16 protein-coding genes are annotated in these 22,455 nt (G+C 43.4%); 7 read left to right on the top strand and 9 right to left on the bottom strand.

Annotated features, from left to right (window positions below; translation table 11 throughout):
• Nucleotides 1-46: 46 nt before the first annotated feature.
• Nucleotides 47-2,155 (bottom strand): methyl-accepting chemotaxis protein, encoded by a 2,109-nt coding sequence (locus MKY63_RS21220; RefSeq protein ID WP_076215665.1) that lies wholly within the window; start codon nt 2,153-2,155, stop codon nt 47-49.
• 176 nt (nt 2,156-2,331) lie between these two features.
• Between MKY63_RS21220 and MKY63_RS21215 the strand changes: the two genes are divergently transcribed.
• Nucleotides 2,332-2,736 carry a CBS domain-containing protein gene (locus MKY63_RS21215; protein WP_038572361.1) on the top strand — a complete coding sequence of 135 codons (405 nt, stop codon included), beginning with the start codon at nt 2,332-2,334 and terminating at the stop codon, nt 2,734-2,736.
• A 54-nt stretch (nt 2,737-2,790) separates the two neighbouring features.
• Here MKY63_RS21215 and map read toward each other — a convergent pair whose 3' ends face one another.
• Nucleotides 2,791-3,537 carry a type I methionyl aminopeptidase gene (gene map, locus MKY63_RS21210; protein ID WP_076215670.1) on the bottom strand — a complete coding sequence of 249 codons (747 nt, stop codon included), beginning with the start codon at nt 3,535-3,537 and terminating at the stop codon, nt 2,791-2,793.
• Between the two features lie 399 nt (nt 3,538-3,936).
• On the opposite strand from map, the gene MKY63_RS21205 reads away from it, so the two are divergent.
• Entirely contained in the window at nt 3,937-5,628 is a 1,692-nt protein-coding gene (locus MKY63_RS21205; protein ID WP_076215674.1) for a cellulase family glycosylhydrolase, read from the top strand.
• Between the two features lie 866 nt (nt 5,629-6,494).
• On the opposite strand, the gene cysI is transcribed toward MKY63_RS21205, so the two are convergent.
• From cysI to MKY63_RS21180, 5 genes are all read right to left on the bottom strand, one after another.
• Entirely contained in the window at nt 6,495-8,219 is a 1,725-nt protein-coding gene (cysI, locus tag MKY63_RS21200; RefSeq protein WP_076130761.1) for an assimilatory sulfite reductase (NADPH) hemoprotein subunit, read from the bottom strand.
• Between the two features lie 46 nt (nt 8,220-8,265).
• Nucleotides 8,266-10,122, bottom strand: coding sequence for an assimilatory sulfite reductase (NADPH) flavoprotein subunit (locus MKY63_RS21195; protein ID WP_076215710.1), 1,857 nt, complete (start codon nt 10,120-10,122; stop codon nt 8,266-8,268).
• A gap of 234 nt (nt 10,123-10,356) precedes the next feature.
• Nucleotides 10,357-13,617, bottom strand: coding sequence for an ATP-binding protein (locus tag MKY63_RS21190; protein WP_076190518.1), 3,261 nt, complete (start codon nt 13,615-13,617; stop codon nt 10,357-10,359).
• Nucleotides 13,604-13,975 (bottom strand): response regulator, encoded by a 372-nt coding sequence (locus MKY63_RS21185; RefSeq protein ID WP_076215683.1) that lies wholly within the window; start codon nt 13,973-13,975, stop codon nt 13,604-13,606. The genes MKY63_RS21190 and MKY63_RS21185 overlap by 14 nt, the downstream gene beginning before the upstream one ends.
• A gap of 61 nt (nt 13,976-14,036) precedes the next feature.
• Nucleotides 14,037-15,668, bottom strand: coding sequence for a diguanylate cyclase (locus tag MKY63_RS21180; RefSeq protein ID WP_076130764.1), 1,632 nt, complete (start codon nt 15,666-15,668; stop codon nt 14,037-14,039).
• A 217-nt stretch (nt 15,669-15,885) separates the two neighbouring features.
• Between MKY63_RS21180 and MKY63_RS21175 the strand changes: the two genes are divergently transcribed.
• Both MKY63_RS21175 and MKY63_RS21170 read left to right on the top strand, forming a co-directional pair.
• Complete coding sequence (locus MKY63_RS21175) at nt 15,886-16,155, top strand: ACT domain-containing protein (RefSeq protein ID WP_036685776.1); 270 nt, start codon at nt 15,886-15,888, stop codon at nt 16,153-16,155.
• A 17-nt stretch (nt 16,156-16,172) separates the two neighbouring features.
• The gene (locus MKY63_RS21170) at nt 16,173-17,528 is read left to right on the top strand and encodes a PFL family protein (protein ID WP_248548616.1); all 1,356 of its coding nucleotides are present in this window, start codon (nt 16,173-16,175) and stop codon (nt 17,526-17,528) included.
• An 89-nt stretch (nt 17,529-17,617) separates the two neighbouring features.
• Here MKY63_RS21170 and MKY63_RS21165 read toward each other — a convergent pair whose 3' ends face one another.
• Entirely contained in the window at nt 17,618-18,028 is a 411-nt protein-coding gene (locus MKY63_RS21165) for a hypothetical protein (RefSeq protein ID WP_248548519.1), read from the bottom strand.
• A gap of 207 nt (nt 18,029-18,235) precedes the next feature.
• Here MKY63_RS21165 and MKY63_RS21160 point away from each other — a divergent pair, with 207 nt between their 5' ends.
• Together MKY63_RS21160 and MKY63_RS21155 are read left to right on the top strand one after the other, a co-directional pair.
• Nucleotides 18,236-19,273: a glycosyltransferase gene (locus MKY63_RS21160; RefSeq protein ID WP_076215686.1), complete on the top strand. Its 1,038-nt coding sequence runs from the start codon at nt 18,236-18,238 to the stop codon at nt 19,271-19,273.
• A gap of 13 nt (nt 19,274-19,286) precedes the next feature.
• Entirely contained in the window at nt 19,287-20,354 is a 1,068-nt protein-coding gene (locus MKY63_RS21155) for a glycoside hydrolase family 99-like domain-containing protein (protein ID WP_076190512.1), read from the top strand.
• Nucleotides 20,355-20,387: 33 nt separating this feature from the next.
• Here the strand turns inward: MKY63_RS21155 and MKY63_RS21150 are convergent, their stop codons facing one another.
• Nucleotides 20,388-21,848, bottom strand: coding sequence for an MFS transporter (locus MKY63_RS21150; RefSeq protein WP_076215690.1), 1,461 nt, complete (start codon nt 21,846-21,848; stop codon nt 20,388-20,390).
• A 164-nt stretch (nt 21,849-22,012) separates the two neighbouring features.
• Between MKY63_RS21150 and MKY63_RS21145 the strand changes: the two genes are divergently transcribed.
• Complete coding sequence (locus MKY63_RS21145; RefSeq protein ID WP_076130769.1) at nt 22,013-22,432, top strand: MarR family winged helix-turn-helix transcriptional regulator; 420 nt, start codon at nt 22,013-22,015, stop codon at nt 22,430-22,432.
• The last annotated feature ends 23 nt before the right edge of the window (nt 22,433-22,455 follow it).

The following is a 22,455-nucleotide window of genomic DNA, read 5'->3' as shown; positions in this document are numbered from 1 at the left end:
TCATAGCTTAGGGGATAGCCCTTTTTCTAAAATTTGAAAAGGGAATTTAAATTTTAAAATAGGACAATTTATCCAACAGGTCTTGCACCATTGAGCTAAGTGACTCCGACGAAGCTGAGATCTCTTCCATAGAAGCAAGCTGCTCCTCTGAGGCTGCTGCCACACTTTGGGAGTCAGATGAAGCTTCCGAAGCAAGATCGGCTAATTGTTTAACTGTAACTGAAATTTGCTCCGTACCCGCGGTCATCTGCTGTGCAGCTGCTGACACCTCTTGGATTTGATCAGTCACCTGCGTCATCTCTGTCAGAATCGAAGTAAATAAAAGATCACTATCAGATACACTTTGCACACCAAGAATTACTTTTTCATTGCCGACAGCCATTGCTTGTGAAGCTTGATTAGTATCTTGCACCACATCTTCAACCAAAGCAGTAACTTGTTCGGCAGCTTTTTTAGTCTGATCTGCCAGCATACGAATTTCTGAGGCCACTACAGCAAAACCTCGGCCATGTTCACCCACTCTGGACGCCTCAATAGCCGCATTTAGTGCCAACAGATTGGTCTGTTTACTTATGTTCGAAATCAGGCCTATAATCCCGCTGATCTGAGCAGATCGTTCGCCTAAACGTTCGATTGCCAGACTCGTCTCATCCACAGACAGCTTTAACTCTGACATTTGGTTCACTGCCATTTGAAGCTGCGCACTGCCCTTTTTCGTCTGATCGGTAACTTCATCTGCAGACGCAGACACCGATGACGAAGAGTCAGCGATCCGTTGCACTCCAACATTCAGCTCGCTCATCGCCATTGAAGAATCACCCGCATAATCACTCTGCAGCTGCGCTCCTTCGGCTACTCGTCCAATTGCCACAGCAATTTGTTCAGCAGCTTTCCCAGTCTGCTCAGCGTTAGCTGTCAGCTCTTCAGAGGTAGCTCCCACAGACATTGATAAATCAGCAACAAGTCCAAACATTTCTCGAAGCTTATGGGTCATATGATTAAAATGTGTAGCCATCTTGCCGAATTCATCATCATTTCGAACCTGCAGGGTTTGAGTCAAATCACCCTGAGACATCAGCTGCAATTTATCAGATAACAAGCGAAGCGGTTTAACTACCATCAACCATAGCTGAAGACCAACAATAACAGCTAAAATCAAAATACCAATAATCATAATGATAAAAAATTCTGTTTTGGCTTGTTCATAATCAGCCATGATAACATCCTTAGAAATCGCTGTCTGTGTGTACCAGACCTGGTCACTTCCAGGCATTGGTATCGGAACAAAAGTCCGCAGCACGTCTTCTCCCTTGGAATTTATCGTGTATCCCAGTGTGGCCTCCCCATTCTTCACACGCTTCCACAGTAATGTTTTATCTTCTGTATCACCGAACTCTTTGAGTACACTTTGAGGATCATTTGGATTGGCTGCATATTTGCCATTACCAGTGATTAAAGAAACATAACCTCCCAGAGGTTTATAGTTAACAGCTTCTTCCTGCAATTGGGTTAACGAAACATCGAACCCTACAGTCCCAAGAAATGCACCCGTTTTATCCAAAATCGGCAGCATGACCGAAATCATCTCTATTGCTCCACCAGTCGTCTCATAGGAATAGGGTTCAATATAGACCGGTTTTTTCTCTTTTTTAGGTAAAAGGTAATAATCACCCGCACCTTCTACATCGTAATTTTTTAAGGGATCAACCTTAATTGCACCTTGATTTCTAAAGACATAAGGAATAAAACGCCCCGTACCGTCATCATATGGCATCTTATTTATATTAGCCTGATCGTTCTGATCAAAAGCATTGGGTTCCCATAATATGCTCATCCCAAAAATTTCTGGTCTGTGCTCAAGCATAGTTTTCATTGTAGAAACAACATCTTCACGGTCCAAGGTTTGACGTTCTCTTGATTCTATCAGTACCTCAGCGAGCGCTTCACCCGTCGACTGAATGTCTATCATTCTATTCTGAATGGTCTCCGCATAACTTTTCCCTGCGATCTCTGCCTGAAGTTCACCGTTGGATATGCTCACACTACGCAGATTAGCCAGGTTTGCGACTAAACTAAAGAAAAAGATCACAATAATTACTAAACTTACCACCATAACAAACTTAAACGTTAAAGAAAGCCTTCGATACAATGCCATCTGAACAACTCCACTCTAGGATAATATATCTTTAATCGACAAAATACGACCTCTATTCAATAGGACTTATTACCTATAATTTAAGGGATGAAAATTTAAAATTCTATCCATTCCAAAAGTATGTTTAAATAAAAGTAGCCTAATCAAAAAAACATAATACAAAGGAGTTCATGCCGATGGAAATATCCTCTTTTTTGTTGCCAAAAGATCAAGTTGCCTATATCACTAACTCACTATCCATGCTGGAAGCCTTAGAACAATTAGAACAGCACCATTACACGGCTATCCCTATTATTGATAATGAAGGAAAATATGTAGGAACACTTTCGGAGGGTGATCTATTGTGGAAGCTGAAAAACACAGCAGATTTAACCTTTGACAATATAGGGGAAGTTCCAGTAAGCGACATCCAAAAGCATGTTCATAACGAAAGTGTTCTCATTAATGCAGAAATGGAGGATATGCTGACGCTTGCTGCGGATCAGAATTTCGTTCCTGTGATTGATAATGAGGGTGTATTTGTTGGAATTATTAGGAGAAAAGATATCATTGAATATTACACTCGCAACATTACAGATTAATAAAAAATGACCAATCTCCATTACGGAGACTGGTCATTTTATTTTTCATCAAAATTACAGTTCAGTCAGGATAATCGTTCCTTGTGGGGTAATCGCTAAAGTATGCTCATATTGTGCTGACAATCCGCCGTCAATGGTACGCGCAGTCCAACCATCCGCATCAATTTTTGTTCTGTAACTGCCTGTGTTCAGCATGGGCTCAATGGTAAATACCATCCCCTCTTTAAGACGAGGCCCTCTCCCTGCTGGACCATAGTGAGGCACTTCCGGAGCTTCATGCATTTCTGAACCGATCCCGTGGCCAATAAAATCACGTACTACAGAAAATCCGTTAGACTCTGCATAAACTTGGATGGCATGCGCAACATCCCCGATACGGTTGCCTGCAACCGCCTGCTCGATTCCACGGAATAACGATTCCTTAGTAGTGTCTAGAAGTTTGGTCGCCTGTTCACTAATATTGCCAATGCCGTAAGACCAGGCCGAATCTGCCAACCAGCCGTTTAAGTTAACAACCATGTCAATGGTTACGATATCCCCGTCTTTTAGCGGCTCTTTTTTCGGGAATCCGTGGCATATTACATCATTTACAGATGCACAGGTTGCGTACGGGTACCCATTATATCCTTTTTGCTCAGGAGTAGCTCCTTGAGACAATATAAATTTTTCTGCAAATTCATCAATTTCCCAGGTCGTAATACCAGGCTGCAAAATTCGCGCAATTTGACGATGACATTCAGCGAGAATTTTTCCCGCCGCACGCATTTTTTCGATCTCTTCCATCGTTTTCATGATAATCATAATATCGCCTCTTCTGTACAGAACTCATCGCTCTCGGGCAACGGTTCTTCTTTTGTATTTAGTTTACCCTTTATATTATGAAAGAAAATCGCGAGAAATCCAAATCATTAGTCAAAAAAAATTATATTTTCCTTCCTGAATCTAAAAATAACATCATTTTTTTATGATAATGTTAGATGAAAGACGAGTGCCTGATCAGCACTTCGTCTTATTTTCTAATAAAACATAAAATTATTGTTATCGTTATATTATTTATTATTCCTAAAAATTCCTTTATATGTTATATTCAAAATAACTGAGGAGGTGATACATGCCTGTAATTGAGTGCATTTACTGCAACCACCTGAAGGATACGCATAATCTAAGAAGCAACCCTATTTGATTAAGGAGGAAATGTTGATGAAATTCAGTAAGCATTTTTCGTTCCGGAAAATCAGTTTGTTAGTATTAATTAGTATCCTTACTCTTTCTATTTCTTTACCTCAACAGCAGGCAGCGGCAGCAAACACTTCTGTTAAGGGCTTTTATGTAAGCGGTACCACTTTGTATGATGCCACCGGCAGTCCTTTTGTAATGCGTGGGGTTAATCATGCACACACTTGGTACAAAAACGATCTGGCTACTGCAATACCGGCCATTGCAGCCACTGGCTCCAATACCGTCAGAATTGTACTTTCTAATGGCAGCAAGTGGTCTCTCGATACCTTGGCGGATGTCCAAAATATTCTTAAGCTTTGTGATCAGTATAAATTGATTGCCATGCTGGAAGTGCATGATGCTACTGGCTCAGACAACACATCTGATCTTAACGCTGCAGTCAACTATTGGATCAGCATCAAGGATGCTTTGATTGGTAAAGAAGATCGTGTCATTGTGAATATTGCTAATGAATGGTACGGTTCTTGGAACACTGCAACATGGGCCAGTGGTTACCAAGCGGCAATTCCTGCGTTAAGAAATGCGGGCATTAAGAACACTTTAGTTGTAGATGCAGCGGGATGGGGTCAATACCCACAATCCATTTTCACTAGTGGTCAGGCTGTATATAATTCAGATACCTTAAAAAATACTATTTTCTCGATTCATATGTACGAATATGCCGGAGGTAATGCTGCTACCGTTAAGAGCAATATCGATAGTGCCTTGGCCATTGGAGCCCCCGTGATTATCGGCGAATTCGGTGACAAGCACACGGGTGGAGATGTCGATGAAGCCACCATTATGAGCTACACTAAGGAAAAAAAGGTAGGATGGCTCGCCTGGTCCTGGTATGGTAATGGCGGAGGCGTCGAATATCTGGATCTAGCCAGCGGTCCAGCAGGAACACTCAGCAACTGGGGAAATACAGTCGTTAATGGAGCAAACGGAACCTTAGCAACCTCCGTGCTTAATAAAATTTATACAACGCCTGGTTACCAACCTGTGCCGGATGGTGGCACAACTCCTACACCTACACCTACACCTACACCTACACCTACACCTACACCTACAGTAACACCTACACCTACACCAACACCAACGCCAACACCAACGCCAACACCAACAGTAACACCTACACCTACGCCAACACCAACGCCAACGCCAACACCAACGCCAACAGCAACAGTAACACCTACAGCCACTCCTACCGGCTCGCCATCCAGTAATCTGGCACTTTACTACCGTGCAGCAGATACCAATGCTACAGATAACTCAATCAAACCTTACTTCAACATTTATAACAACGGAACAACGGCAGTCAATCTAAATGGACTGAAAATTCGTTATTACTTTACTAAAGATGGAAGCGCCTCCCTCAATGGTGTGATCGATTGGGCGCAGATCGGTGCTTCTAATATATCGGTTGCCCTTGGGTCCACTAGTGGAACGAACGCCGACTCTTATGTTGAGCTTACTTTCAACGCTAGCGCGGGCTCCATACCTGCCGGTGGACAGTCAGGAGAAATCCAATTACGAGTGCATAAAAGCGACTGGTCTAACTTCAATGAAGCAAATGACTATTCGTTCGACCCAACCAAAGTTTCCTTCAGCACTTGGAACAAAGTAACCTTGTATCAAAACGATGTACTGATCTCCGGCATCGCTCCTTAAAAACATAAACCAGCGAGCCTCCCAAGATTGGAGACTTGCTGGTTTTTAAAATTAGATCTGTTGTAGCGCAGATGTTAGGATAATGCTTACTTATTGTAGCTCAAAAGATGACTGTTGTTAGATTTGTCAGTCAACAGTGATTTACTGCTGTTAGTCTGCTCCCGGACTGTTGTTACTTTGATGTTAGTCTACTGCCGGACTGTTACTACTTTGATGTTAGTTTACTATTGCTCGTCTATTGTTCCGCTAGTCGGTTGCTGCTCTTTTGTTTGGCTATTCTGCGTACTACTCTACTGTTGCTCCTACTGATCTGATTTCACTCTTTCACACTATCTAATTCGACTCTTTCATTACTCTGACGTTAATCTACTATCGCTCATCTGCCGCTCATCTGCCGCTCATCTGCTGCTCATCTGCCGTTCTTTACTTTTTGAACACTCGGTTGTGGTTTTCGGACTCAGATGACGCTATTTGTGCAATTTAAGCCGTTTTGAGCAACTTTCGGACTGGAGGGACGCTATTCCTCTGAAAAAGGCCTATTTCGGCCTCTTTTCATCCCCATAACAGCGCTGGTGTCCGAACACTCGGCAAATTGGCAAGATTTCAGGAAATAAGGGCTCCTGAGTCCGTCACCTTGTTAGTCTACTGCCGCTCGTCGCGCTCATCTACTGCTCTACTATCGCTCATCTGCTGCTCATCTGCTACTCATCTACTACTCGTCTGCGCTCGTCTGCGCTCACCTACCATTCTTTACCTTTGGAGCATTATGTTTACGACACGACACCTCTCGCACCTAACTACGCCCAAACCACAAAAATCCCGGCAGCCATCAACTGGCCCCGGGACATTTTTAAATCTACTTTCATTTAGTCATGGAAATTAAGTCCAGAGGTAACGGCTTTAACATAGTCTGCACGGATCACGAAATCTCCAAAATGCTCGCCTTGTTGACGTTCTTTGGCATATCGGTGAAGAATAGGTTCAAGCGTCTCTAGGATCTCCTTCTCATCTATGTTTTCTTTATACATTTTATTGAGGCGATCACCCGTAAAGCCTGCTCCTAAATACATATTGTATCTGCCAGGAGCCTTGCCGATAAACGAGATTTCACCCAACGCCGGTCTAGCACAGCCATTAGGGCAGCCGGTCATTCGGATCACAATTTCCTCGTCACGCAAACCAGCCTTATCTATAACAAGCTCCAGCTTATCTATCAACGAAGGCAGATAGCGTTCCGCTTCAGCCATCGCAAGTCCGCAGGTTGGCAGTGCTACACAGGACATGGAGCTGCGTCGCAATGCAGAAAGATGTGCTCCATCTGTTAGTCCATGCTGTTTAGCCAGCTCAGCTACTTTTCGTTTTTTGGCAGTAGTGACGTTGGCAATCGTTAGATTCTGATTCGGCGTTAGCCGGAAATCTCCAGTATGAATCTTAGCAATCTCCCGCAAGCCAGTCATCAAGGTGTATCCTTCTTGGTCATGAATCCGTCCGCTTTGGATATAAAGTGTCAGATTCCATTTTCCGTTGGTACCCTTCACCCAGCCGTAACGGTCTCCGTTGTGATCAAAATGATAATCACGTGCTGCTTCAAGCTGCCATCCGAGTCTTTCATGCAGTTCGTCTACGAACCATTCCAGACCATGGCGGTCAATTGTATATTTGAACCGTGCATTTTTGCGGACAGAGCGATTGCCATAATCCCGCTGGATTGTTACGGTCTTTTCTGCCACATCAATCAACTGTTCCGGACGGCAAAAACCAATTATACGTCCCAACTGAGGATAAGTACTGGTATCGCCATGAGTCATCCCCATACCGCCGCCTACAGAAACGTTGAAGCCGACTAGTTTCTCATTTTCCAGAATAGCGATAAAACCCAGATCTTGCGAGAATACATCCACATCATTAGAAGGAGGCACCGCTAGACCAATCTTGAATTTACGCGGTAAATATACCGGTCCATAGATCGGTTCTACTTCCGCACGTTCGCCTAAGCTATCTACTACCTTCTCACCGTCCAACCAGATTTCATGGTAAGCAGGCGTACGTGGTGATAAGTGATCACTTACTTTGCGCGCCCATTCGTAGACCTCTGCATGCACCTCTGACTGGTAAGGATTCGGATTACTCATTACGTTACGGTTAACATCGCCGCAAGCTGCCAGCGTCGTCATCAGCGTATCATTAATGCTGCGGATGGTTTTCTTAAGATTCCATTTGAGTACCCCATGCATTTGAAACGCCTGTCTGGTAGTCAGACGTAAGGTTCCATTGCCGTATTTTTGTGCCAGATCATCCATCACTAGCCACTGCTCTGGTGTCGCTACCCCGCCTGGGGCAACTACACGAAGCATGAACTGGAATGCAGGCTCCAGCTTTTGCCGTTCGCGCTCGTTGCGTAAATCCCGATCGTCCTGCATATAGCTTCCGTGAAATTTCAGCAGCCGATTATCATCTTCCGGCAAGCCTCCGGTAATCGGATTGCTTAATGTCTCAACAAGCGCGCCCCGCAGATAGTTACTCTCTTGCTTAATGTGCTCAACATCGCTTGGAGGCCCGCCGATCGGCTTAACCTTTTCATTGTTTGCCATTGTTGTTATCTCCCCCCGAAGTCATTCGATAACTTTCCTCTATCCATTAGTAAACATCACGTTGGTAGCGCTGCGCCTGCTGCATATTATCCAAATAAGCTGCCGCTTCTTCAGGACTCAAACCACCCTCATGCTGGATGACAGTAATCAGAGCAGAATGAACATCATGTGCCATATGCTTCTCGTCTCCGCAAATGTAAATATGAGCTCCCGCTTGCAGCCATTCGTAGACCTCGCGGCTCTTTTCCAGAATGCGATGCTGAACATATACTTTCTCTTCGGTATCACGGGAGAAAGCAACATCCAGCTTAGTTAACAAGCCGTCTTTAAGCATTCTCTGCCAGTCCGTCTGATAGAGGAAGTCCGTCACAAAATGCCGATCTCCGTAGAACAGCCATGATTTACCTTCCGCCCCAAGCTCGCCACGTTCCTCCAGGAAAGAGCGGAAGGGTGCTACACCTGTGCCCGGTCCAATCATAATGATCGGTGCATCAGGATTCGTCGGAAGCTTAAAGTTCGGATTATGTTGAATGTAGATGGGCAACGTATCTCCCGGCTGGACTCTTTCAGCACAATGTACCGAGCAGACCCCATAACGCTCACGGCCATGTGCCTCATAACGTACAGCTCTAACCGTTAAATGAACCTCATCTGGATTAGCTTTATAGCTGCTGGCAATTGAATAGAGTCGTGCCGGAAGCTTGCGCAAAATAGTCACAAAGCTACTGGCCGAACCCTCCCATGGAGAGAAGTCCTGAACTAAATCGAGCAGATCGCGGCCTTGAATATATTCCTTAAGCTGTTGCGCACGTTCTGGCGACAATAGATCCCTTAATTGGTTAGAAGAAGATAACTTCGCCGCTTGTTCAAGTAACGGTTTGGTCAATACAGTGATTTCATAGTGGTGAAGAAGGGCCTCACGTAAGGTGCCGTCTTCCCCTTTTTTATTAAAAGGAACAATATCATTAGGATTCCAGCCCATAGTATGAATAATAGCGTCTACCAATTCAGGATGATTCTCCGGATAGACACCCAGCGCATCCCCTGGCTCAAATTGTATGTTAGAACCTTCTAGGGATAGCTCCAAATGGCGGGTCTCACGGTCAGAACCACGTCCGTTCAGATTTAGATTCTCCAATACTTCCGCTTTAAAAGGATTGTTGCGGGTATACAAAGGCTCCTGAGAATCTGCGTCTTCCGCAGCTTGAACCGCTTTTGCCGCAATGGCCGGAGCATTTAAATGTGCATTTAAGGCACTAATGACGCCTTCAAACCACTCGGTAACCGAATCATCATAATCAAGATCACAATCCACACGTGGACTTAACCGCTTGCCGCCAAGTTCCTCAAGCCGCTGATCGAAGTCCTTGCCGGTCTGACAAAAGAATTCATAGGAGGTATCCCCCAGTGCCAGCACTGAGAACTTCAGATTCTCTAATTGAGGAGCTCTTTTGCTATAGAGAAATTCATGGAACATCCGTGCATTATCTGGCGGCTCGCCTTCACCATGTGTACTGACCAGCAATAGGAGGTTCTCAACCTTCTTAAGCGCATTGGGCTTAAAGCTGTTCATCGCAGCGAGTGTGACCTGAAATCCTTGCTCCTCCAGCTTGCGGGACAAGCTCCCAGCCAGCCGTTGGCAATTCCCTGTCTGGGACCCAAACAACACGGTCACTTCACGTGAAACTGCAGGTTGACTAACGGTACTACCTTCCACATTTCCTATCGTATTTGATTGTACTGCTTGAACCCCGGCACTTGCCGATGGTGCAGTAGTAAAGCCCATGGCTGACAAATAACCGCTAAGCCATATTTGCTGTGTCTCCGTTAAGGATGGTAGAAGACGATTGAGTAGCTCGACTTGGCTCTCGTTAAAAGGACTGTTCGTTACCTGTAGTTGCAACAATATCCACCTCTCCTAAACATGAAATCTTCTGATGATCCGTACCTCATGAAATCAGGCTATCACAATAATTGTAAACGATCAATGATGTCGATTTACCCTAATAATTGTAATTTATTGAAAAAGTATCTATAAAGTACGTAAAAACCGATCAAAACAGTATGATTTAACCTGTTTTGATCGGTTTCATTATAAAAAGTGATACTATTTATAAAATATTGTGATAAATAAAAGCTATAATTTTTGCTGACTTTCGGGAAATAACACCTCGCCGATCCCCGTCTTAATCTTCACTATCTCCTCAAGCGTATTCGACAGCTCGCCGGGCGGATAAGGTTTAGTTAAATATTTTTGAATTACATCGTTTAATTGGTTCTTATCCGATTGATCCAGAGCAGAAGAAATAACGATAGGTATATTTTCAGTTCTTGGATCTTCTTTAAGCATTCGGATCAAATCCCAGCCATCCAGTTCTTCACCCAACATCAAATCTACCACAATCGCCACAAATGGTGTTTTCAAGGCCTGATCAAAAGCTTGCTGTGGATGGTAATGATGGGTAACACGGAACCCCTTCCCTTTAAGCTCTTCTGATAAAAGCAACGAAAGACTGTAATCATCTTCAACGATCATTACATTAGGCTTGAGCTCTTTTTCGGTGCTCCATTTATTAAGCTCATCCCGTTGCCGGCTCGCTTCCGCATGGAGGATAGGGAGGCTAAACCAGACGGTAGTGCCCTCTCCTTCAACGGAATCTATACCGATATTTCCCTTTTGTTTCTCAATGATCTCCTTACAGATAGCAAGTCCGAGTCCTGTTCCTCCAATTCTTTTAGAGGCGCTATTATCCACTCTTCTGAATTTTTGGAATAGCTGTCCTATTTGATCCTTAGGAATGCCAAGACCATTATCCTGGATACGTACAATAATTCTATCCGACTCGTTATGCAGCAGTACTTTAACTTCATTGTTATCAGGTGAGAATTTAATCGCATTACTTAACAGATTCGTCAGAACTTGGACAATCTTATCCTTGTCCACATCAACATCCGCATTTAAAGCCTCATCCACTAGGAGCACATGATGGGTACTGCTCAGTTTATATTGATCAATTACACCTAATACAATTTCACTGAGATTCAAATGCTCCGTGATATATTGCTGCTTACCTGACTCCATTCTCTGCAAATCAAGAAAATCATTAATGAGCTCCGTCAGTCGTTTAGCTTCTTTATGAATCGTCTCCAGATATTTAAGCTGCTTCTCAGGCTTCATGGTCTTAGACAATAACAGTTCTGTGAAACCAAGTACACTCGATAGCGGTGTTCTTAGCTCATGACTTACCGTACTGACAAGATCAGATTTCATAAGGTCCAGCTCATATTCTCTAGTGATATCTCTGTAGACAAACAATGTACCAATACGCAGCTCGCGACGGAATACAGGGATCGCATACACGTCAATATGCTTCTTCGATTCAGTTCCAATGGAGTATTGCATGCTGCTGGATTCCAGAGCATCCTCAGCAATCGCTTTTTCAAAAAACATCCGAAGTTCATGATTCTCATTCGAGTGCTCAATGAAATAATCCATCCATTTCTGACGGGGAATCAAAGCTCCTTCTGTCCACTCATAATTAAAAATGTTGCTCAACGCTTTATTCATCTGCAGGAGCATACCTTCTGTATTCACAAATTGTATGCCCTCGTTCACATTATTTACGATGTCCCGATTCAGCTTTCGTCCATGTTCAATCTCTTCATACATGAATAAACGTTCAATCGCCAGCGCTACGCGGTTCATCATCCCCTGAACCTCATTAATCTCTTCTTTGCTGAAGGAATGACCAATCCGGCTGCCACAGAACACTGCAAGAATCTCATCCTCTGCGTTCACAACAGTAGTGTAGAAGTCGTAAACATAGACCTCACTCGCAGAAATCCCTTGCTCTGATTGTGTTGCCAGGCGCTTGATTAGGTACGTTTTTTCCGCTTGCAAGCGATATAACATCTCATTATTCTCATGATCAAGATAACGCTCCACATTCTCCTGTGGAATGCCTTTCACAGCCGCAATATTATCTTTCACAAGCAGGAAGAAACTCGAATCAAAGGCATACAGGCGATGCATAAACTCAATAAACTTATCGGCAAATTCATGTTTATCCAAAGTATAAGTAATATCATGATTCAGCTGATTATTAAGTTCAAGCATCATCTTGGTCTGTTCTGTGTTTTTTAACGTTTCGGCTAGCTCCTGCTGCACGCTTTTCATTGAGGTGATATCGTTCGCAATAAGGATGTATTGATAAATCACACCCTCTTCATTCAGGTACGGCACAATCGTCAGATGCAGCCAGATGGGCAATCCGTCTTTGGCTAGAATCTGCAGCTCATTGTTCCACACTCCGCCTGTATTTAATTTGTTAAAGATTTTCTGATAACCCTCATCAGAGAGATTATAAAGTTCAAATAACTTATAGGTGTAACCGATAATCTCAGACTTCTTATAGCGGGTATATCCACTTAAATTATCATTCGCGTAGGTAAAGACACCTTTAGCAGTAAGGATCCCCACCGCAGACGATTGATCCAAGGCTTTCATCATACTCTCAATTTCACTAAGCGAGCGCTGCAGCCTATATTGCTGATCCTGAAGTTCATCCTGCTGCGCATGCAGCTCTTCATTCTGCATCATCAATTCTTCTTCTTTATCTTGAATACTTCTAGCCATATTTAGAAAAGCATCATAAAGTCGGCCAATTTCATCTTGATTCTTAAGCTTGCCCAGAAGAATTTCTTCTCCTGCAGCCAGGGAATGGGTTGCCCCTTCCAGCTTCAGAATAGGATCTATTAGGTTCTTCAGAATCCGCCAGATCATAAAGGTGAAGATTAGCAGAATAATCGTGCTGAAAAAGAATGCGATAAAGGTAAATTCATTGGCACGTTTGATGTAATCCATAGCCATAGTATTTAATGCGGCATCGGATCGTTGCTTGTACTCTTTTGTATACATTAAAAAATCATTTACTGATTTCGTGTTGCCATCTGCGGATAGAGCTCTCAAAGACACATAATCGTCTGCCTCGACAAACCGAATCGCTTCCGGCAAAACTTTAGTTTTGTACTGAACATAAAATGCTTTCAAACCATCTCTAAACAAGGCTTCTTCCGGAGATAAATTGAGATTAGAATAGGTATCCAGAATCTTATCAAAGTTAACAAGTCCTAAGTTTAAGAGCTCTAATTCATTGTCACTCTTAAGTGCGCTGAATCCCCTCGCTCGGAAAAAAACCTCATTTAACGCAGTCGCCAATTCGTTAATCGTGTCCGCCTTATTTTGCAGAACTTCACGGTCTCTACTTAATTTGTTCTGCTCATTGTTTATGAAAAACAAAAATACAGATCCCATAAGAATGATTAACGAAAAAACCAAGGCAATGATACGAAAATATCTATTTTTAATACTGTGATTAGAGCTGCTACCCTTTGTCACTTAGGATCCCCTCCACAATCTGCAAGAGTTCCATCGGACTAAAAGGTTTTGGCATAAAATAACGTGCGCCTGCATCTACCGCTCGAAGACGGTCTACATCTTGGGCTTTGGCTGTTAACATTAAAATAGCTGTAGCCTTCTTTTTCTCATCATCCAGTTGGCCTAGGACTTCAATCCCTGTCATTTCAGGCATCATATAATCCAATATCACCAAATCATAATGATTCTGTGACAATTTTGAAAGCGCCTCTAATCCGTTCTCGGCAGTGTGGATCTCCACGTCTTCCAAATCTTCTAAGGTGTCTACGATTAACATTCGTAATACTTCTTCATCATCCACTACCATTACCTTTTGCATAGCTGCCTAGTTCCCTCCGCTTTAGATCTCTCCTGGTGCTCACAACATATTCAGAACCCAATTAGAACAAAAATCTATGAGCCAACCGCTCTATCCTCGACAATAACTCAGGCATATGGACCGGTTTGACTACATAATCATCGGCACCCATCTGCAGGGCATGTACAATATCCGCCTGATTGTTTCTTCCCGTCAACATGATCACTAATATATTTACTTCCGGATACGTTTTGCGGATTCTTTCCAGAACTTCTACCCCATCCAGATCAGGCATCACACCATCCAGCAAAATAATATACTTCTCATCCACGGCATACCAATCCGATTGCAGGAAATCAAGCCCATTCGCATAGCTGCTAACCTTCACCTCAGCAATATTCTCCGGCTCCCAAATGGCGAACTGACTGGTCACAATTCTCCGAATTAGCGTATCGTCATCCACAACAATCACATTCAGAACCGAATGCTTTTTAGTAGTGGATAAATGGTCCGAATAAAGCGTTGTCTGATTCCTTCCAGCATGCTTACTAGCATAAAGAGCCTGATCTGCTTCCTCAATCAATTTATCGGCTATATTCTCGGCATCTGTTACCTCAGAAATCCCGCTAGAGATAGTCACATGAAAGATTTCATTTTTCGCAAAAAAGTCAGTCGCCGCAAACCGCTCTTGAATACGTTGTATAACCAACATTGCAGATTCCGCATCCGTGTGAGGTAAGAACACTGCAAACTCTTCTCCCCCATAACGGCAAAAGGTATCCTCCAGACGGATGGAATTCTTCACAAGCTCGGAAAAGCCCTGCAGAACTTCGTCTCCGATTAGGTGACCATATGTATCATTAACGTTTTTAAAATAATCCAAATCAATCAGCGCTAACGAAAATACGCGGTTGGTCCGCTTAAAATCACCAATCAGCTGCTTCATGACTTGATTGAAGTGTTTGCGATTAAATGCGCCGGTCAAATCATCGACGATGATGGACTCCTGCCATTCTCTTTTGAGCTGAAAGCGATTTTTGATCAATACCAGAAATAAATCAATATCTACAGGCTTCGGTAAAAAATCCATCACCCCCAGCGAATACGCCTGCATTTGCGTCGCTTTGGAGTACTCCCCGCTTATAATGATAATGGGAATTCGTTCTTTTTTAGCCTTGCCGATAATTTGGTTCAACACCTCAATCCCGCTTTTATCCGGTAAAAGAATATCCAGCAGAATGAGATCTGGTTTCGTTTCATAAAAGATTTTGAGTCCCCGTTCAGCAGATAAGGCAATGCTTACATAGTAATTCTGCCTCTCCAACGACTCTTTCAGATAAGCAACTAGCTCTACATCATCGTCGATAAGAAGAATATCATTCTGTGTGAGCGTCTCAGCAGGTCCCTTTTTATCCAATGCTTTAACAGAGCTTGAAGCTGCCAATGAATGGACATTAAACAATGGAATCAGTGGATATAAATAATCCCCCCATTCCTCGACTGACCAACTCTTAAGACTGCTTTCCATGAAATAGGGCAGCGTATCCTCGGCAAATTGTTCGACATCCGGTAATCCGACAGTACCAGCAGTGCCTTTTAAATTATGCAAAAAACGATAAATGTCCTTTTCCTTCACTTCCGCCTGTTCCGTCCATTCCTGGAGGGTCATCTTCGTTCTTTGCTCAACCATATCTTTATATTTTTGTGTAGTCATATTTACTCCTTCAGACTAGCATATCAAACTCTCAGTTCATCACATTTTTTATAGGCTGTCAAATGAATTTTCTATAATTTCAGCTGCCAAAATAAATATTTAATCAAACTGACAAAAAACCTTTGGTTGAAGCTTGTTTCATCATTTGCAATAATAGTTGGAATGGTTCATTCCGTATACACGGTGAAATCAACAAATACAAAGGGAGGCTGTATTCATGAAGGGGATTATTACTGTATTGGGAAAAGATAAAGTAGGGATTATTGCTAAAGTATGTACATATCTAGCCGAACACAATTTGAACATTCTGGATATTTCGCAGACGATTGTTCAAGATTATTTTAACATGATGATGATTGTAGACATTTCTAGCTCAACTAAAGCTTTTGAGAATATTGTAGAGGAATTACATTTGCTTGGCGAATCGATTGGCGTGGAAATCAAGCTTCAGCATGAGGATATTTTTAATATTATGCACCGAATCTAGGAGGATGGCTGACCATGATATCACTAGTGGAAGTACAAGAAACGAATAAGATGATTCGTGAAATGAATCTGGATGTGCGTACCATAACGATGGGGATCAGCCTCATGGATTGTGCCCACACGGATATGCGCACCTTTAATCAAAATGTATATGACAAAATCACCAGATCCGCTGAAAAGCTCGTAAAGACGGGTGAAGATCTGGAAAGACAATTTGGGGTTCCTATCGTTAACAAACGGATCTCTGTCACACCCATCGCTATTGCCGCTGGTGCGGTGAAGACAGATACCTATGTACCTGTTGCTGAAATCCTGGACAAGGCTGCAAAAGAGGTAGGCGTTAACTTTATCGGCGGCTTCTCTGCACTTGTACAAAAAGGCTGCACCAAAGGCGATCGTATTCTGATCGACAGTATTCCAGAAGCATTGGCAGTCACTGAAAGAGTCTGCTCCTCGGTCAATGTCGGTTCCTCCAGAAGTGGAATCAACATGGATGCTGTGAAATTAATGGGCGATATCATTATCCAAACTGCGGAACGCACCAAGGATCGGGATTCCATCGGCTGCGCCAAGCTGGTAGTCTTCTGTAATGCCGTTGAGGACAACCCTTTTATGGCCGGAGCATTTCACGGGGTTGGAGAGCGGGAATGTGTCATCAACGTTGGCGTCAGCGGTCCTGGTGTCATCAAACGTGCGCTTGAAGAGGTTCGAGGACAGGATTTTGAAACCTTATGTGAAACCATTAAACGGACAGCCTTCAAAGTCACACGTGTCGGTCAGCTAGTTGCTCAAGAGGCTTCCAAACGGATGAATGTTCCTTTTGGGATTATCGATCTATCCTTAGCTCCTACTCCAGAAATCGGAGATTCCATTGCCGAAATCTTTCAAGTCATGGGTCTGGAGGAAGCTGGGGCTCCGGGAACAACCGCTGCTCTGGCGATCCTAAATGACAATGTTAAAAAAGGTGGCGTGATGGCCTCCTCCTATGTAGGTGGACTTAGTGGAGCCTTTATTCCAGTCAGTGAAGATCACGGCATGATTCAAGCGGTTCAGCGGGGTGCCCTTACACTAGAGAAGCTGGAAGCTATGACCTGTGTGTGTTCCGTGGGACTGGATATGATCGCTATCCCCGGAAGCACCACCAAGGAGACCATTTCCGGCATCATCGCGGATGAAGCTGCAATCGGCATGGTGAATAACAAAACCACTGCGGTTCGCGTGATTCCAGTAATCGGCAAGGACGTTGGTGAAATGGTCGAATTTGGCGGCCTGCTCGGATATGCACCAGTTATGGCAGTGAATGGCTTCAACTGCGCGAATTTCGTTAATCGTGGCGGACGAATCCCTGCACCAATTCATAGCTTTAAGAATTAATAGAAACCTCTAACAGCAAGTCCCTATTTGTACTTAGGAGACTTGCTGTTTTTTTATATTCTAAAGCTGAGAATATTAGTTTATCTTGATTAAGCCCGTTGAATGCCGATATTAGGCGTTCCGCCAGTCAAATCGATAAATAATACATAATCATTTCCATCTGTGCCCTTCAGCACGAGACCCGTCTGACCTACAGCACCTACAGAAAAGTATCGAACCTGTTGCAGGCTGGTAGGAGCGCCTGGTGGCAATGTTGCTTGGTTCGTAGCGATCAACCGGGTTGCAGCTCTGATGGTGCCTGCCCCGCTAATTTCACCGGTTACCCCCAGATGACCGAGTATGGATTCACTGCCGTTCACATTTAGGCTTCCCATTATAGTCTGACTACCATTCAAATGCAGATTCGAATCGATAGTCTCATTTCCATTAACGTGCAGATCATTTTGAATGGTCTGACTTCCTGTAACTAGAACGCTATCGAAGGTTGGCAAGGCGATCATCCCTTTCAGGTTTTATAGTATATCTTATGTTAAACAAGCCAGCCCTGTCATAGATAGATATACAGCTTTCACTAAATCCGCTTTTTATCTTCGAGACTCTGATTAATGGTCTTATACCTAAAGTCAAAATAACCCCCTACACATATAATGATTAGCAAGACTCGGTGCTAGAGCGGACGACTGGCTCCACAGAATACAGGAGGAATTATGAAGAAGACAGCTAATAGGCTCACTCCTGAAAGGCCTTCAAGTCACGAAGTCACCATCAGCCAAGTTAATCCATCGCAACACCATAACCTCATCCTAGAGATGAACTCTTATAGAGCAGAGCCTTTGCAACGGGAACTCAAGCAATTAAGAATATTGCTGCTGGTTCCTACAGTGGCAAGTGATAAAATGCCTAATGTACGACTTTTTAAGGATCAACTAAGGCATTTGGTCAAAGAAGTACTTGCTATTAAATTCCAGCATAATCTGGAGGAATATTTAGCTCATTTTCAACCTGATCTAATATTAGCTCTAGGATCGGAGACCCTATTTCCGGAGGAGAACCTCCCTGCTCTGAAAGCTTCCAACGTTCCCAAAGCGGTATGGATGGCAGATGCCGCTTGTCTTACTCCAACAGAACGTAATCTGGCATTGTTGTTCGATTATATTTTCACACAGAACATAGCTAATCTGATCTATTATCAGGGTTTATGGGGCAAACATTCCAGCTTTCTCCCATATGCTGCGGATACGGATCTCTATTATCCAAGACGTGTGGAGGACTGTTATCAGAGTGACGTACTCATTCTTGGCGATTTTCAAATCGATAGTGTGCTTTACACGTTGGCGTATTCAGACCTACTTCAAGGCCTTAAGGTAATGATCGACGGGCGTGGTTGGGAACCCCCCAGAAATTTCATTGATATCACCCATGGTAAAGATATGTCCAGCTATTATAATGGAGCAAAAATCGTCATCAATTGCACTGGTTCTGTGCAGCAGATTATGGAGGTCACCGCTTGCGGTGTATTTCAGTTAGTGGAGGATCATCCCCATCTTCATAATTACCGAATTGCAGAAGAAGATCTCATTCGTTTCCAGAACTTCAAAGAGCTCTCCGATAGCTTTAAGCACTATTTTTCACATAGTGAAGAAAGAAGAATTTCTGCCTCTCGTGCCCTAAAGGAACTTAAATATAACCATTCTTATATCCAGCAAGGAAAGTTACTGCTGAGAAAAATATTCAAGGAACCATAGGGGGTGACCTGACTTGAAATGCATTGCTTTTGTATTGCCTCAGTTTCATCAGATCTCAGAGAACGATTCCTGGTGGGGTGAGGGTTTTACAGAATGGACAAATGTCAGGAAGGCTGCAGCCCTTTATCCTGAACATGATCAGCCCAAGAAGCCATTAAATAATTACTACTATGATTTAACGGATCCTAAAGTGAAACAATGGCAGGCAGAGACGGCAAGGGCTCATGGCATTTACGGTTTTTGTTATTATCACTATTGGTTTAATGGCAGGCGGCTACTGGAACAACCGGTTCAGCAGATTCTTGCGAGCAAAGAGCCTGACTTCCCCTTTTGCCTTTCTTGGGCTAACGAACCCTGGACACGTAGCTGGGATGGTACCGAAGAGGATGTCCTGATGCCACAGGAATACGGAGAAGAACGGGATTGGCGAATGCACTTTTTTGCTTTGCTGGAAGCCTTCAAAGATGATCGTTATATCCGGGTGGAGGATAAGCCTGTCTTTATCATTTATCGATCTGCTAGTATCCCGCACTGTGAAGAAATGCTTCAATATTGGCGCGAATTGGCTCTGCAGAACGGACTTAAAGGACTTCATCTAGTCCGGACACTGGGCGGTTTCCCCCTAAAGAAAGAGCAAGGATTCGATGCCAGTCTGGAATTTGAGCCGCATTACACATTCGCACATGGCGGAGTTAAGCATTTATGGAGCTCAAAGCAGGTGGAGGATCAGAGGCATATCGTAATTGATTATGATGAGTTATGGGAATCCATGTTGGAGCGGACACCCCATAGAGACGGAGAAATCATATATCCGGGAGCCTTTGTCAACTGGGATAACACACCACGTAAAGGTCCTGCCGGACAAAGCACCTTAGGCGCTAATCCTCAAAAATTCGGCCAATACCTTTCACGACAAATTGAGCGCGCCAAAAAAATGTTCAAAAGTGAATATATTTATATCAACGCCTGGAATGAATGGGCTGAAGGGGCCTACCTAGAACCGGATGTACGTTATCAATATCAATACTTGCAAGCCGTTAAGGAAGCCTTACAGTTTCATCACAAAGAAGATCCTTCTTAGCCGTAGCGCCAGAAGGATCTTTTTCATGGTATGTTATCTTTCCGATGACTGCACTCTGGCGCTTCTTGCACTCACCAATCTCCAGCCAGTTAATAAAGCAGCCACTAGACATATCGATGCCGAGGTTACAAACACTACATGCATGCCCTCGATAAATAACTCTGGCCGACCAGGAACTAGCCCTGTCACCCTATAGCCGGCTTTTCTGCTCATCACTTGAAAAAGAATTGTAGTAGCAATTGTTATGCCGACAACCATACCCACATTACGAACTAACGAATTGACACTACCCGCAGAACCAAGCTGTGTTCTTGGTACCTTAGACATGACAAGCGAATTGTTCGGCGATTGAAATAAACCACTTCCTATCCCCAGCATAGCGATCCACACACCTACCAGCACAACAGAGCTTCCTACATGAAGCTGTGCTAATCCGAACTGCGCAATAACCATGACCACCAGCCCTGCAAAAGTCAAAAATTCCGAGCCTATTTTATCCGATAGCGCTCCACTCATTGGAGCCACGACTACCATACATATCGGCAACAGCATTAACAAAAAGCCTGCATAGAATGGCGATAAATTAAGCATGTTCTGTGCATAAAACGGCGCGATAATATTGAAGCAGAAATTCGCTGTAAATACGAGAAAACCACATAAGATACTTAAAGAAAACAACGGATTCTTAAATAATGACAGCTGCAACAGCGGTTCTTTTCTGCGAAGCTCCATCCATATGAAAGCAACGAAGCTGACTACAGCAACAATTATTGATGTAACAATTAAGCTGTTACCATATCCAAGCTGTTGACCTAGTAATAATCCTGCGAACAAAGTAATGATAAAGACAGCGAACAGTAAACTGCCCGGCACATCAATCGAAGATTTCACTCTCGTTAAATCCTTAGGCAATACCTTCCAGCCAAAAAATATAGCGATCAGGCCAATAGGGACGTTTACCCAAAAGATATACTCCCAGCCTAAGGTGGAAACCATAATCCCGCCTAAACTTGGGCCAGCTATACTTCCCAGAGACACGAATGTACCAATGAAACCAAGGGCTTTGCCACGCTCCGTGGCAGGAAAGATATCCGTAACAATTCCCTGACTGTTCGCCATGGTCATCGAAGCACCTAAGGCTTGAACAACGCGTGAAGCAATTAAGGCTGGTAAGCTTACACTAAGCCCACACAGCATAGATCCAATAATAAATACAATCGTGCCAATCTTAAAAATTCGAATCTTTCCTAGGATATCTCCAAGCTTGCCGAAGAAAAGGATCGCCGCACAGATCGCCATTAAATATCCTGTTGTTACCCATTCGATTTGCGCCATGGGCAGCTTCAGTTGTTTGGATAGCTCAGGCAGAGCAATATTGACAATACTACCATCAAGGGTGGACATAAACGTAAAAATATTCAGAACAATTAAGATCATCCAGCGCTTCTTCTGAATTTCTTTATCCTCCTGATAGGTTGCACTTACAGAACTCATAACTAACACCTCATTAAATATTAATAATCACTGTTTAGTTGCGCACGCAACCAAACTCGCCATACCCAGTGTACAACAATTTAGTTGCGTGCGCAACGACTTTATTGTACACTTTATTTCAAGGCAACAAATGAACGAACATATAACCCAAAGAGGTGTCTATATTGGCAAGAGAGCCTATCGGGAAGCTAATTTCCCATCTTCACCGTCAAAATCAAAAGAAACTGGTTAAGCAATTTGTCCCCTATGGAATCGGTAGTGGTGGACAGCATAGCTTTCTTAAATTGATTCTCTCTCGGCCAGGCATTACTCAGGATCAGTTAACTGCCGAATTGAAGTTCGATAAAGCAACTACAGCACGTTCTGTGAAGCAATTAGAGAACTCGGGATATATCGAGCGCAAAGACGATCCTAATGATCGACGCTCTCACCTTCTATATCCTACCCCGAAAGCCATCGATTTCTTCCCAGTTTTACAGTCCATCTTAGATGAATTTAATAAAAGCCTTGTGGGCCATTTAACCGATGAAGAAGTAGAGCAACTACATTTCCTGCTGCAAAAAATCAGCAAAAACGAAGAATAGAACATAAGAAAAAGGATGTCCCA

It is taken from the genome of Paenibacillus sp. FSL R7-0189, assembly GCF_037969925.1.
In the GTDB taxonomy this organism is placed as follows: domain Bacteria; phylum Bacillota; class Bacilli; order Paenibacillales; family Paenibacillaceae; genus Paenibacillus_AQ; species Paenibacillus_AQ odorifer.
Note: the sequence above shows the minus strand (reverse complement) of the source record. Positions and strands in the feature narration are given on the sequence as shown.

Coding starts and splice junctions, on each gene's coding strand:
- MKY63_RS21165 (WP_248548519.1), bottom strand. CDS start 18,028: ATGATCGCCTTGCCAACCTTCGATAGCGTTCTAGTTACAGGAAGTCAG.
- MKY63_RS21215 (WP_038572361.1), top strand. CDS start 2,332: ATGGAAATATCCTCTTTTTTGTTGCCAAAAGATCAAGTTGCCTATATC.
- cysI (WP_076130761.1), bottom strand. CDS start 8,219: ATGGCAAACAATGAAAAGGTTAAGCCGATCGGCGGGCCTCCAAGCGAT.
- map (WP_076215670.1), bottom strand. CDS start 3,537: ATGATTATCATGAAAACGATGGAAGAGATCGAAAAAATGCGTGCGGCG.
- MKY63_RS21180 (WP_076130764.1), bottom strand. CDS start 15,668: ATGACTACACAAAAATATAAAGATATGGTTGAGCAAAGAACGAAGATG.
- MKY63_RS21150 (WP_076215690.1), bottom strand. CDS start 21,848: ATGAGTTCTGTAAGTGCAACCTATCAGGAGGATAAAGAAATTCAGAAG.
- MKY63_RS21175 (WP_036685776.1), top strand. CDS start 15,886: ATGAAGGGGATTATTACTGTATTGGGAAAAGATAAAGTAGGGATTATT.
- MKY63_RS21205 (WP_076215674.1), top strand. CDS start 3,937: ATGAAATTCAGTAAGCATTTTTCGTTCCGGAAAATCAGTTTGTTAGTA.
- MKY63_RS21160 (WP_076215686.1), top strand. CDS start 18,236: ATGAAGAAGACAGCTAATAGGCTCACTCCTGAAAGGCCTTCAAGTCAC.
- MKY63_RS21220 (WP_076215665.1), bottom strand. CDS start 2,155: ATGGCATTGTATCGAAGGCTTTCTTTAACGTTTAAGTTTGTTATGGTG.
- MKY63_RS21185 (WP_076215683.1), bottom strand. CDS start 13,975: ATGCAAAAGGTAATGGTAGTGGATGATGAAGAAGTATTACGAATGTTA.